This is a genomic window from Micromonospora sp. NPDC020750 (genome assembly GCF_044334565.1).
In the GTDB taxonomy this organism is placed as follows: Bacteria; Actinomycetota; Actinomycetes; order Mycobacteriales; family Micromonosporaceae; genus Micromonospora.
Genome location: NZ_JBIRTH010000001.1, coordinates 79,570 through 92,568 on the forward strand (window position 1 = coordinate 79,570; position 12,999 = coordinate 92,568).

At 70.2% G+C, this 12,999-nt stretch carries 8 protein-coding genes; 5 read left to right on the forward strand and 3 right to left on the reverse strand.

Annotated elements, in window-relative coordinates; translation table 11 throughout:
* Positions 1-51 precede the first annotated feature (51 nt).
* From ACH4T9_RS00405 to ACH4T9_RS00425, 5 genes are all read left to right on the forward strand, one after another.
* A complete protein-coding gene (locus tag ACH4T9_RS00405) occupies positions 52-1,593 on the forward strand; it encodes a sugar ABC transporter ATP-binding protein (protein ID WP_396669067.1) in 1,542 nt (513 codons plus the stop codon).
* A complete protein-coding gene (locus ACH4T9_RS00410; protein WP_396669068.1) occupies positions 1,590-2,660 on the forward strand; it encodes an ABC transporter permease in 1,071 nt (356 codons plus the stop codon). The genes ACH4T9_RS00405 and ACH4T9_RS00410 overlap by 4 nt, the downstream gene beginning before the upstream one ends.
* Entirely contained in the window at positions 2,657-3,646 is a 990-nt protein-coding gene (gene yjfF / locus ACH4T9_RS00415) for a galactofuranose ABC transporter, permease protein YjfF (protein WP_396669069.1), read from the forward strand. The genes ACH4T9_RS00410 and yjfF overlap by 4 nt, the downstream gene beginning before the upstream one ends.
* A gap of 27 nt (positions 3,647-3,673) precedes the next feature.
* Entirely contained in the window at positions 3,674-5,176 is a 1,503-nt protein-coding gene (gene araA, locus ACH4T9_RS00420) for an L-arabinose isomerase (RefSeq protein WP_396669070.1), read from the forward strand.
* 77 nt (positions 5,177-5,253) lie between these two features.
* The gene (locus ACH4T9_RS00425; protein WP_396669861.1) at positions 5,254-7,332 is read left to right on the forward strand and encodes an RICIN domain-containing protein; all 2,079 of its coding nucleotides are present in this window, start codon (positions 5,254-5,256) and stop codon (positions 7,330-7,332) included.
* Positions 7,333-7,470: 138 nt separating this feature from the next.
* Here ACH4T9_RS00425 and ACH4T9_RS00430 read toward each other — a convergent pair whose 3' ends face one another.
* Genes ACH4T9_RS00430 through ACH4T9_RS00440 form a run of 3 tightly spaced genes read right to left on the reverse strand, consistent with a single transcriptional unit; the run spans position 7,471 to position 12,585 of the window.
* The gene (locus ACH4T9_RS00430; protein WP_396669071.1) at positions 7,471-10,206 is read right to left on the reverse strand and encodes a beta-L-arabinofuranosidase domain-containing protein; all 2,736 of its coding nucleotides are present in this window, start codon (positions 10,204-10,206) and stop codon (positions 7,471-7,473) included.
* Positions 10,207-10,245: 39 nt separating this feature from the next.
* A complete protein-coding gene (locus tag ACH4T9_RS00435) occupies positions 10,246-11,145 on the reverse strand; it encodes an AbfB domain-containing protein (protein ID WP_396669862.1) in 900 nt (299 codons plus the stop codon).
* A 51-nt stretch (positions 11,146-11,196) separates the two neighbouring features.
* The gene (locus ACH4T9_RS00440) at positions 11,197-12,585 is read right to left on the reverse strand and encodes an RICIN domain-containing protein (protein WP_396669072.1); all 1,389 of its coding nucleotides are present in this window, start codon (positions 12,583-12,585) and stop codon (positions 11,197-11,199) included.
* Positions 12,586-12,999 lie beyond the last annotated feature (414 nt).

Below are 12,999 nucleotides of genomic sequence, written 5' to 3' on the forward strand. Positions count from 1 at the left end.
CGTGGGAACAGCGGCCCCTCCGCGTCGACAACCCAGAAGAGGTCTGATGGGATGACGGATAGCCCTCCGGTCCTGACGATGACCGGTATCAGCAAGTCCTTCCCCGGGGTGCGCGCACTCCACGACGTCAATTTCCGGCTCTTCCCCGGCGAGGTGCACGCCCTGATGGGCGAGAACGGCGCCGGCAAGTCGACCCTCATCAAGGTGCTGACCGGCGTCTACGACACCGACGAGGGCACGATCACCCTGGCCGGCGGACCGGTGTCCTTCCCGGGCCCGATGCAGGCGACCGCCGCCGGGGTGAGCACCGTCTACCAGGAGGTCAACCTCTGCGCCAACCTCTCGGTGGCGGAGAACATCTTCATCGGACGCGAGCCTCGGCTCCTCGGCGCCATCCGCTGGGGTGAGGTCCGTCGCCGCAGCCGTGCGCTCCTGAACCGCCTCGACCTCGATCTCGACGTCAGCGCGCCGCTCGGGACGTACTCCCTCGCCATCCAGCAGATGGTCGCGATCGCCCGCGCGATCGACGTCCGGGCCCGGGTGCTGATCCTGGACGAGCCGACCTCCAGCCTCGACGCCGGTGAGGTCGCACAGCTCTTCCGCATCATGCGGCAGTTGCGCGACGAGGGCATCGCGATCCTGTTCGTGACCCACTTCCTCGACCAGGTCTACGGCATCGCCGACCGCATCACCGTGCTGCGCAACGGAGGGCTCGTCGGCGAGTACCTGACCGCGGAGCTGCCCCAGCTCGCCCTGGTCGAGAAGATGATCGGCAAGGAACTCGACGTGCTCGAGGGGATCGAGGAGCACTCCCGGCGGGACGTGTCGGCGCTGGAGAAGGGAACCGCGCTCCTCGCGGCGTCCAATTTCGGCCGGTCGGGGGCGGTCGCGCCGTTCAGCCTCACCATCCACGCCGGGGAGGTGGTCGGCCTGGCCGGCCTGCTGGGCTCCGGGCGTACCGAGGTGGCCCGGCTGTTGTTCGGCGCCGACCGGGCGGACGGCGGACAGGTCACGGTGGACGGCGAGCCGGCCAGCCTACGCACCCCCGCGCAGGCCATCGACCAGCGCATCGGCTTCTGCTCGGAGAACCGCCGCGAGGAGGGCCTCGTCGCCGACCTGTCGGTCCGCGAGAACATGATCCTCGCCATGCAGGCCGCCCGCGGCTGGCTGCGGCCCCTGCCGCGCCGTCGCCAGGACGAGCTGGTCGAGAAGTACGTCCGGGCGCTCCAGATCCGGCCGTCCGACCCGGAGGTGCCGGTGCGCAACCTCTCCGGCGGCAACCAGCAGAAGGTGCTCCTGGCCCGGTGGCTGATCACCGAGCCGCGGCTGTTGATCCTCGACGAACCCACCCGGGGCATCGACATCGGTGCCAAGGCCGAGATCCAGCGGCTCGTGACGCAGTTGTCCGACGGCGGCATGGCCGTGCTGTTCATCTCCGCCGAGCTGGAGGAGGTGCTGCGCCTGAGCCACAAGGTGGCCGTGATGCGGGACCGGCAGATGGTCGCGCAGCTCGCCAACGACGACCGGCTCGACGCCGACCGCATCATGCAGACCATCGCCAGTGGATCGCACCGGGAGAAGGCAGTCCGATGAGCGACACCAGGAGCCGCTACCGGACGCTGGTCGGTCACCGCCTGTTCTGGCCCGCCGCCGTGCTCGTCGTCATGCTCGCCGCGAACACGATCTACCGACCCGGGTTCCTGTCCGTCGCGGTCACCGACGGGCACCTGTACGGCACCCCGATCGACATCCTGCGGCTGAGCGCGCCGCTGATCCTCGTCGCGTTGGGCATGACCGTGGTCATCTCGACCGGCGGCATCGACCTGTCGGTCGGCTCGGTGTGCGCGATCAGCGGCGCGGTTGCCTGCGTGTACATCAGCCAGCAGCCCGACCAGAACAGCCTTCCCGTGGTGCTGACCGCCCTCGCGGCGGCGCTCGGGGTCGCGCTCGTGCTCGGCGCCTGGAACGGGGTGCTGGTCGCCGTGATCGGCATCCAACCGATCATCGCCACCCTGATCCTGATGGTGGCGGGCCGCGGGCTCGCGCAGCTCATCACCGAGGGTCAGATCATCACCATCAACTCCGGCCCGTACCGGGCGATCGGGCTGGGCCACGTGCTGACCCTCCCGCTGGCCATTCTCGTCGCGCTGGCGGCGGCCCTCGTCGTCGGCGCGTTCACCCGCCGCACCGCGCTCGGCATGATCATCGAGTCGGTGGGCGGCAACGCCAGGGCCAGCAGGCTGGCCGGCATCCGCTCCGGCCGGGTCATCTTCCTGGCGTACGTGCTCAGCGCCGGCTGCGCCGCGGTCGCCGGCTTCATGATGACGGCCAACGTCTCCAGCGCCGACGGCAACTCCGCCGGCCTCTGGGTGGAGCTCGACGCCATCCTCGCGGTCGTCATCGGCGGCACCTCGCTCGCGGGCGGCCGGTTCTTCCTCAGCGGCACCATCCTCGGCGCGCTGATCATCCAGACCCTGACCACCACGGTGTACGCCATGAACATCTCGCCGCAGACCTCACTGCTGTTCAAGGCGGTCGTCGTCATCGCCGTCTGCCTCGTCCAGGCGCCGGCCTTCCGGGCCCGGTTCACCCGCCGCCGGAGCAGCGCCCCGCCGCCCCGCGCCGTCGCCGACAAGCCGAAGGAGCAGGTGCCGGCATGACCGCTGGATCGCTCACCGCCCGCCGGAGCCGGATCCGGTTGCCCCGGCGGCAGGTACCGGTTCTGGCCACGCTCGTCCTGCTCCTGGTCATGTACGGCATCGGCGTGTCCCAGTACCAGGCGTTCTCCAACGTGCAGGTCATCTTCAACGTCTTCATCGACAACAGCTTCCTGCTCGTCGTCGCGGTGGGGATGACCTTCGTGATCCTCACCGGTGGCATCGACCTGTCGGTCGGGTCGGTCGTCGCCATGACGGCGATGGTGTCGGCCGCGCTGCTACAGCAGGGCCTGCCGGCGGCGCTCGTGCTCGTCATCGCGCTGCTGATCGGCCCGACGCTCGGCCTGCTGATGGGCTGCGCCATCCACTTCTTCGACATCCAGCCGTTCATCGTCACGCTCGCCGGGATGTTCTTCGCCCGGGGGATGTGCACGTTCATCTCCGGCTCGTCCATCCCGATCACCGACGGGTTCTGGACCAGGATGTCGCAGGAACGGGTCGGCGATCCCCGGGGCAACTTCGTCTCGATCAGCGTGCTCGTGGCCTTCGCCGTGGTCGCCGTCGCCGCGTGGACGCTGGCCTACACCCGGCTGGGTCGCAACGTGTACGCCATCGGCGGTAACCCGCAGTCGGCGCTGCTGATGGGACTGCCGGTGGGGCGTACCCGGATCGCCGTCTACACGATCAGCGGCCTGTGCTCCGCGATCGGCGGGATCCTGTTGTCGTTCTACACCCTCTCCGGCGCGCCGCTGATCGCCGTCGGCATGGAGTTGGACGTCATCGCCGCCGTCGTGATCGGGGGCACCGTGCTCACCGGCGGCTCGGGCTACGTCTTCGGCACGGTGCTCGGCGTGTTGGTCCTGGGCGTGATCCAGACCCTCATCACCTTCGACGGAAGCCTCAACTCCTGGTGGACCAAGATCGTGATCGGCGGCCTGCTCCTTGCCTTCATCCTCCTCCAGCGCCTCATCGGCATCCGTTACAAGTGACGGCCCCTCTCGCGGAAGGCAACTCTCATGGCACCACACACCGCACCCGAGATCTGGTTTCTCACGGGCAGCCAGGGCATGTACGGCGAGGAGACGCTCCGGCAGGTGACCGAGCAGTCCCGGCTGATCGCGGCCGTGCTCGACGAGTCGCCGCAGATCCCCGCCCGGGTGGTCTGGAAGCCGATCCTCACGAACAGCGGTGAGATTCTGCGGGTCTGCCGCGACGCCGCCACGCAGGGCGCGATCGGGGTCGTCGCGTGGATGCACACCTTCTCCCCGGCGAAGATGTGGATCTCCGGCCTGGACGCGCTGCAGACTCCGCTGCTGCATCTGCACACCCAGGCCAACGTCCTGCTGCCGTGGGACGAGATCGACATGGACTTCATGAACCTGAACCAGGCCGCGCACGGCGACCGCGAGTTCGGGTTCATCCAGACCCGCCTCGGGGTGGCCCGCAAAACCGTCGCCGGGCATGTGGAGAACCCGCGCGTGATCGCCCGGGTCGGCGCCTGGGCCCGGGCCGCGCTCGGCTGGTCGGCGATGCGGTCACTGCGACTGGCCCGCTTCGGTGACAACATGCGCGACGTCGCGGTGACCGAGGGCGACAAGGTCGAGGCGGAGCTGCGATTCGGGGTGTCGGTCAACACCTACGGCGTGAACGACCTGGTCACGGTGGTCGGTGAGGTCGCCGACGCGCAGGTCGACGAGCTGGTCAAGGAATACGACGACACCTACCGGGTCGTTCCCGAGCTGCTCGCCGGGGGCGAGCGGCACGAGTCGCTGCGGTACGCCGCCCGCCTGGAAATCGGCATGCGCGCCTTCCTGGACGACGGCGGGTTCCGGGCGTTCACCACGAACTTCGAGGATCTCGGCGGCCTGCGCCAGCTACCCGGCATCGCCGTGCAACGGTTGATGGCCGACGGCTACGGCTTCGGCGGCGAGGGAGACTGGAAGACCTCGGTGCTGGTCCACACGCTCAAGGCGATGGCGGTGGGCGTCGAGGGCGGGACCTCCTTCATGGAGGACTACACCTACGACCTCACCCCCGGCGACGAGCTGGTCCTCGGCGCACACATGCTCGAGGTCTGCCCGACGATCGCCGGCGACCGGCCGAACGTCGAGATCCACCCGTTGGCCATCGGCGGCCGTGAGGATCCCGTACGGCTGGTGTTCGACGCCGCGCCCGGCCCGGCGGTGGTCCTCGGCATGGCCGACATGGGCGACCGCTTCCGGCTGGTGGCCAACGAGGTCGACGTGGTGTCGCCCCCGCACCCGCTGCGGAAGCTGCCGGTGGCCCGGGCCGTGTGGCGGCCCCGCCCGCACCTGGCCGGTTCGGCGGAGGCGTGGATCACCGCCGGCGCGCCGCACCACACCGTGCTGTCGCAGGCGGTCGGTGTGGAGGAGCTGCACGACCTGGCCGAGATGACCCGCACCGAGCTGGTCGTCATCGACGCCGACACCGAGCCGCGTCGCTTCGCGAACGAGATCCGGTGGAATCAGGCGTACTACCGGCTCGCCCGGGGGTTCTGACCGGCGGGTGCGCCCGGTGCCCGGCTGAGGGCCCCGTCGGTCAACTCGATCCCATGACCTCTCGAAGGAGGAAGATGATGCTTGCCGTTGGTAAGCGCTCCGGGGCCGTGCCCCGGCGTCGGGGGTGGTTGTCGCGCCTCGCCGCGGCCGTGGTGCTGGTGGGCAGCGCCCTCGGCGTCGTGAACGGCGCGCCGGCGTCGGCGGCGTCGGTCGACACGGCCGCGTGGTACGTGTTGGTGAACCGCAACAGTGGCAAGGCGCTGGACCTGTACAACAGCGCCACGAACGACGGGGCGCGGATCACCCAGTGGTCGCGCAACAACGGGAACGCCCAGCAGTGGCAGTTCGTCGACTCCGGCGGCGGGTACTACCGGCTGAAGTCCCGGCACTCGGGCAAGGTGCTCGACGTCTACAACCTCTCCACGGCCAACGGCGCCAGCATCGTGCAGTGGAGTGACGGCAACGGGACGAACCAGCAGTTCCGGCTGGCGGACTCCGCCGACGGGTACGTGCGGTTGATCAACCGGAACTCGAACAAGGCGGTCGAGGTGCAGAACGCCGCCACCGCTGACGGCGGCAACATCGTGCAGTACGACGACTTCAACGGCAGCCACCAGCAGTGGCAGCTCGTCCGCGTCGGTGACACCGGCACGCCGGGCGGCACCTTCACCAACCCGGTGCTCTGGCAGGACTTCGCCGACGTCGACATCATCCGGGTCGGCGACGTCTACTACCTGTCGGCCTCCACGATGCACTACTCGCCGGGCGCTCCGGTGCTGCGCTCGTACGACCTGGTGAACTGGGAGTTCGCCGGTCACTCGGTGCCCCGGCTGGACTTCGGCGCCAAGTACGACCTGACCAACGGCGGCCACGGGTACGTCGACGGCATCTGGGCGTCCACGCTGAACTACCGGCCGAGCAACCGGACGTTCTACTGGGCCGGCTGCGTCGACTTCGCCCAGACCCACATCTACACCGCGTCCGCCGTCGGGGGCACCTGGAGCCGGCACGCCACCATCCCCAACTGCTACTACGACGCCGGGATGCTCATCGACGACAACGACACCATGTACGTCACGTACGGCAACGGCACGATCAGCGTGGCCCAGCTCTCCGCCGACGGGCGCAGCCAGGTGCGCGCCCAGCAGGTGTACCAGACGCCGTCGAACATCGGCACCCTGGAGGGGGCCCGGTTCTACAAGCGCAACGGCGCCTACTACATCTGGCTCACCCGCCCGGCCAACGGCCAGTACGTGCTGAAGTCGACCAACGGTCCGTTCGGCCCGTACGAGCAGCGGCAGGTGCTGCTCAACCTGCCGGGCCCGATCTCCGGCGGCGGCGTGCCGCACCAGGGCGGGCTGGTGCAGACCCAGAACGGGGCCTGGTACTACATGGCGTTCACCGACGCGTACCCCGGTGGGCGGATGCCGACGTTGGCGCCGATCACCTGGACCGGTGACGGCTGGCCGCAGGTGCAGACGGTCAACGGGGCCTGGGGAGCCAGCTACCCCAACCCGCTGCCGCTGCGACCGGTCAAGCCGCTCACCGGCACCGACACCTTCCCGGGCACCACCCTCGGCGTCCAGTACGAGTGGAACCACAACCCCGACAACAACAGGTGGACGGTGAACAACGGGCTGCGACTACAGGCCGCGTCGGTGACCAACGACCTGTACCGGGCCCGCAACACGCTGACCCACCGGATCCAGGGGCCGACCTCCACCGGAACCATCGAGCTGGACTACTCCACGATGCGCGACGGCGATCGCGCGGGGCTCGCGATGCTGCGGGACACGTCGGCGTGGATCGGCGTCAAGCGGGACAACGGCGCGACCCGGGTGGTGATGACCAACGGCCTGACCATGGGTTCCGACAACTGGAACACCACCGGCACCGGGACCGAGATCGCCGGCGCCCCCGTGTCCGGGGGGCGGATCTGGTTGCGGGCCAATGCCGACATCCGGCCCGGAGCCGGCCGGCAGGCGAGGTTCTCGTACAGCACCGACGGGGTCAACTTCGTGCCGTTGGGCAACGCCCTGACCCTCAACAACGCCTGGCAGTTCTTCATGGGATACCGGTTCGGCATCTTCAACTACGCCACCCAGTCGCTGGGCGGGGCGGTGACGGTGCGGCAGTTCGCCCTGACCACCCCGTGACGTTTTTCTGCGGCCCGCCGCACGGCCCTGGGGTCGTGCGGCGAGCCGTCGGTACGGGTGCGAGGCGTCAGGTCCGCCCCGGGCGTGACCCGGGCCGGACCTGACGGGGAATCAGCCCACGGTGCGGGTGACGTCCGGTCAGATGAAGCGCCAGCGCTGGTCGGCCGCTCCGCTGTCGTTCGAGAGAACGACCTGCGCGCCCTGGCTGCTGGCGCCGCCGCTGGCGCCGAGGATCCGGCCGCCGTGGGCGCACTGGAGGCGGAAGTAACCGGCCCCGCCGAAGCGCAGCCGCCACCGGTGGTCGTCCGCGCCGTTGTCGGCCCACTGCACGATCCGGGCCCCGGCGGTGCTGACGCCGCCCTCGACGCCGAGCACCCTGCCGCTGTTCGCGTTGCGCAGCCGCAGGTAGCCGTCGGCGTCCACGATCGCGGTCCAGAGATGGTCGGCGGTGCCGCTGTCGCCCCACTGGACGACGAGACCGCCGTCGGCGGTGGACATGTCCCGGACGCCGAGCACGAGTCCGCTGGCCAGGTTCTGGATCCGGCGGGCCCCGTTCGGCAGGAACCGCCACTGGTTGTCCGGGCTGCCGTCGTCCTGGTCCTGCACGGCCCGGGCGCCCTGGCCGGTGGCGCCGCCGGAGATGGCGAGCAGCTTGCCGCTGTGGACGTTGCGCAGCTTGTGCGTGCCGTCGCCCACGTCGACGACCGTCCAGAGGTGGTCCGCGGTGCCGTTGTCCGCCCACTGGACGATCCGGGCGTTGTCGGCGGTCGACATGTTCTCCACGCCGAGGACCTTGCCGCTGTGGGCGTTACGCAGCCTGACCGCCGCCCCGTCGACGAGGAGCTGCCAGTCGTGGTCGGCGGTGCCGGTGTCGCCCCACTGGAGGGCGGAACCGCCGTCGGCGGTGGACATGTTCTCGATGCCCAGCACGAGGCCGCTGGCCGCGTTGGCCAGTCGGAAGCTCGCCTCGGTGCCGCTCGCGCCGCCCACCCGCCAGTAGACGGTGTAGTTGTGCCCGTGCGCGTCGTAGAACGGCCGGAGGGGGACGCTGACGCCGTTCGCGGTGGCGGTGAACGCGAGCGCGCCGGGGCTGGTCCGCGTGATCGAGGCGGTGTTCAGCGAGGGCAGCGCGCTCAGGGCGGTGTTGCCGTAGTCGCCGGACAGCACCACCGGCCCGTACGTGATCGCCTGGACGGCCGCGTCGTCGTCGGCGGCGGCCATGACGACCCGCATCGGCAGGCGAACCGTGACGACGTCCCCGGAAGCCCAGGAGCGGGTGAGGCTGGAGTAGCTGCCCGGCGTCGTGGCGATGCTCTGCGGGACGCCGTTGACGCTGACGGTCGCGCCGCTGGTCCACGCCGGGATCCGGATCCGCATCGTCCACGACCCGCCGGAGCCGGCGACGGTGAGGGTCGTGACGTCGCTGGCCGGGTACGAGGTGCTCTGGGTGACGGTGATCCCGCGCTGCGACCAGGTGAGCACCGACGGCAGGAACAGGTTGACGGTCAGGGTGGTGCCGTTATGGAAGTAGATGGAGTCCATCAGCCGGGTGTTGGTCTCCAGGCCGGTGCCCTGGCAGCACCAGAAGGAGTCGTAGTCGGTGCTCCACGTGCCGCCGCCCCACGCCGGCCCGACGCCGCGCCGGCCGCCCGGGTTGAGCGGCGTGAAGTAGGTGACGTGCCCGTGGCTGTCGGCCGGGTTCTGCTGGCCGATCAGGTGGTTGAGGAGCGCCCGCTCGTAGAAGTCGAAGTAGGCGGCCCGGTTCGGGTCGAGTAGCCAGAGCTCCCGGGTCAGGCTGAGCATGTTGTACGTGTTGCACGCCTCGCAGGCGTCGGCGCGCAGGTAGCCGGCGATGGCGTGGGGGGCCCGGAAGTGCTCCGCCTGGCTGTTGCCGCCGATCACGTAGGTGTGCGCGGTCACGGTGATGTTCCACGCGTTGGTGGCGATGTCCCGGTAGCGGGTGACACCAGTGGCCTTGAACTCCCGGGCCGAGCCGATCCACTTCGGCACCTGCGTGTTGGCGTGCAGCCCGTTGAGCTGGTCGGAGTTGGCGGCCAGGGGGTTGAACACGGCGGCGTGGTCGAACCGCTGGGCCACGGTCAGCCAGCGGGCCTCGCCGGTCTGCTGGTACAGGTCGGTCAGGACCGCGTTCATGCCACCGAACTCGGTACCCAGCATGGCCTGCATCTGCGCGCCGGTCAGCCGCCCGGTGCGCCGGTCGACCCAGCCGGCGAGCGCCAGGAGCACGTCGCGGGCCTGCGCACTGCCGATGTGCCGCCACACGTCGAGCAGGCCGGCCATCGTCTTGTGGACGCAGTAGTACGGCACGTTGCCGTTGCTCAGGGTGCGCGCTTCGAGGGCGGTGAAATCGGACTCGGGGAAGCCGGAGAGGTACCCGGCGGTGAAGCCGGCGGCGGCGTTGTTGGCCTGGCACCGGGCCAGCTCGGCGACCATCTGGTTGGCCTTGTCGCGGCTGGTGGTGTCGCCGAGCACCGCCCACGCCTGGGCCCAGGCGGTCAGGAAGTGTCCCTGGACGTGCGTGCGGAACGGGAATGTCGGGGCGTCCCAACCGCCGGTCGCCGCGGCACCGCCGGTGGAGAGGCGGTGGTTGGCGCGGAAGTTGTAGAGCAGCCGGTTGACGTCGACGAATCGCAGGTAGTTCAGGGTGCGGGTCTGGTTGTCCAGCCACCGGCTGGCGGTGAGGCGGACCTGACCCGGCTCGAACCCGTACGCGGAGACGCCGATGTCGGGCCGGACGGGAGGAAGGGCGGCGCCGGCGGCCCCGGAGCCCACTGCGGGCCCGACGGTGGTGGCGACGGCCGCCGCGCCGGCGGATTGCAGGAGAAGTCGACGGTTGACCAGGGGAGAGGACATCACAGCCTCCGTATGCGGGAATGAGTGCGGCCGGGGAGGTTACGACGTGATCTGGAAGGTGGCGTCCTGCCGGTCGGCGGCGCTGGAGGACGCGCTCAGCGGGTCGATGCGCAGCAGGTATCCGGAGTGCCGCAGGTACCGGTCGGGGAAGTTGTAGGAGCGGAACGACGTCCAGGCGGAGTCGCCGAGGCCGGGGGTGCGGTAGAACGTCGCGTCGGCCCGGAACGCCGCCGTGCTGGTGTTCGGTTCGAGCCGGATGGCGTATCCGCTGTGGCGCAGGAGGTTGCCTGCGGGGAGCCGACCGACTGGAAGTCGGACGTGTAGTTGACCAGGAACATGTCCCCGCTGCTGGTGTTGCAGGAGTAGACGATGCCGTACTGCCCCCGGCCGGCGTCCCAGAAGACCGTGGGCGCCCAGGTGTGGGCGTTGTAGGTGTGCATCCGCAGCCGCCGATATCCGGTGAAGCTGGTGAGGTTCGTCGAGTCCCAGACGTGCAGGTACTGGCTGTAGGTGCCGAAGTCGGTGCCGCGCAGGTCGGTGGCGATCACGACGAACGTGCCGTCCTGCTTGCGGAACACGAACGGGTCGCGCAGTCCGAGCTGCCCGGCGGTGGGGGTGACCACCGGGTTGTTCTGGTTGAGCGGCGTCCAGTTCAGTCCGTCGCGGCTGACGGCGACGTGCAGGCCGTAGTCCGCGCCGACGAAGTTCGGCGACTCGGTGAAGTAGGTCATCACGTACGCGGTGTAGGTGGCGGCCGAGGCCGTCTGAGGGGCGATGGTCAGGCCGGCGGCGGTGGCCGCGCCGGTGGCGACCGCGCCCAGGGTGAAGGCTCGTCGGGTAAGGGCCATGGGGATGACCTCTCTCGGTGCTGGTGGACCGCGCCGCCCCCGGGGACCGGGGGCGGGCGCGGAGGTCGTCGGTGCGCTCGGGTGGATCCAGGTGCCCGGAGGCCGGCTGCCCGCTGGGGGACGAGCCGGCCTCCGGCCACCGTCACTGGAACTGGGTGAAGAACCGCCAGGTCTCCCCGGGCGCCCAGGTGCGGGAGCCGCTGTCGCCCGGTGCGCCGTCCTGCGGCGCGGCGATGTGCCCCTCGTCGAACGCGATCCACTCCACCGGGTAGCCGGCGGCGCAGCCGGAGTACGCGGTGCCGACGTGGGTCAGGCTGCCCGAGGCGGGCTCCCGAGGGCTCTGCGCGGCACAGCCGTTGTTCTGCACGAACCGGTCGCGCAGCGTCCGACCGCTCGCGATGTTGAGCACGCCGTCGCGGATGCCGTGCACCCCGAGGTACGCGACCCGGTTGGTCCCGCCGCTGCACCCGCTGAGCTGTGCGCCGGAGAGGACCGCGACCGCGCGGAAGACGTTCGGCCGCGCGCAGGCCAGGGCGTAGCTCATGCCTCCGCCGAAGCTGAACCCGGTGGCGAACCGCTGCCGTGGGTTCACGCAGAGGCCGTCCTCGATCCGCCGCAGCATGTCGTCGACGAACGTGACGTCCTCGCCGCCGGCGTTGCCCCAGCCGTTGCCCAGGCCCTGCGGGGCCACGAAGATCGTGCTGTTGTTCGACAGCCGCAGCAGCCCGTAGTACGCCCACACGTCCCGCTGCACCGTCTGCCCCGTGGCCACGTCGGTGGCAGTGCCGCCGCGCCAGTGCAACCCGAACACCAGCCGGTACGGGCGGGTGTTGGTGTAGCCGTCCGGCACGCGCAGGATGAACGTGCGCGACTTGCCGTTGCTCGTGATCGTGTGTGTGCCGCTGGTGATCGTCGGGGCTCTGCCGCAGCCGGCGGTGCCGGTGCCTGGGTTGCCGGTGTCGCCGACGCGGACGAGCTGCCACTGCTGGTTGGCCCCGCCCCAGTCGTCGTACTGCACCACGTTGGCCCCGTCAGCGGTCGACGCGTTCTGCACCTCCACCGCCCGACCGCTGTTGCGATTCACCAACCGCACAAAACCGCTGTCGGAGTCCGCCAACCGGAACTGCTGATCCACACCATTGCCGTCGGCCCACTGCACAATCCCCGCACCGTTGGCCGTCGACGAACCCGCCACGGCCAACACCTTGCCCGAATGCCGCGACCGCACCCGATAGAACCCACCACCGGAATCGACGAACTGCCATTGCTGCCAGTTGCCGTCACCCCGCGCCCACTGGGTGATCCGCGCACCGTCACCCGTCGCCAGGTTGTACACATCCAACGCCTTACCACTGTTCCGATTCACCAACACGTACCAGGCACCCGTATCCACCGACGCCGCAGACGCCGGCGCACCACCAACGACGCCGAGGGCGCCGAGCATGACGGCGCTGAGCACCGAGGCGATGACGGGCCGGCGCCAGCGGCGTCTCGGTGGAGGGGCGGGACGGGCCTCACCGGTGGGCTTCATGGTTCGCTCCTTGTCTGGACCGCGCGTAATCAGGACGCGCGTCGCGTCGGGTGCCGGCGTCCGGTGGTGGCGTCAGCACGAGGTGGCCCGGGAAGCGCGGTGCTGCCGCCGGGGCGTGTGCGCCTGCGCCGGGCCGGCTGCGGGTGGCGTGGAGGTGGGTCTGGGCCGGGTGACAATCCGGACCGTGACTCGGCACGTTAGCGCTAACAGCGGCAGGCGTCAATTGGTTCGCGACGAGCGGCGAGGTGCGCCGCACCGGTTCGGCCGTCCGTGGCATCCCCGTGGCATCGCTCCTGCCCCGGATCGCCGGTCGCCCCTCCGGTGGTCGGGGTCTGCCCTGCTCCGGCGGCCGTAGCGGCGGCCACCTGGCGCGTTTCCGTTGACGCACGCCGGGATGCTCAGTACGGTGCATCG

Excerpts from the sequence above, each read along its gene's own strand:
- ACH4T9_RS00440 (WP_396669072.1), bottom strand. The coding sequence starts at position 12,585 with ATGAAGCCCACCGGTGAGGCCCGTCCCGCCCCTCCACCGAGACGCCGC.
- ACH4T9_RS00410 (WP_396669068.1), top strand. The coding sequence starts at position 1,590 with ATGAGCGACACCAGGAGCCGCTACCGGACGCTGGTCGGTCACCGCCTG.
- ACH4T9_RS00430 (WP_396669071.1), bottom strand. The coding sequence starts at position 10,206 with ATGTCCTCTCCCCTGGTCAACCGTCGACTTCTCCTGCAATCCGCCGGC.
- yjfF (WP_396669069.1), top strand. The coding sequence starts at position 2,657 with ATGACCGCTGGATCGCTCACCGCCCGCCGGAGCCGGATCCGGTTGCCC.
- ACH4T9_RS00405 (WP_396669067.1), top strand. The coding sequence starts at position 52 with ATGACGGATAGCCCTCCGGTCCTGACGATGACCGGTATCAGCAAGTCC.
- araA (WP_396669070.1), top strand. The coding sequence starts at position 3,674 with ATGGCACCACACACCGCACCCGAGATCTGGTTTCTCACGGGCAGCCAG.
- ACH4T9_RS00425 (WP_396669861.1), top strand. The coding sequence starts at position 5,254 with ATGCTTGCCGTTGGTAAGCGCTCCGGGGCCGTGCCCCGGCGTCGGGGG.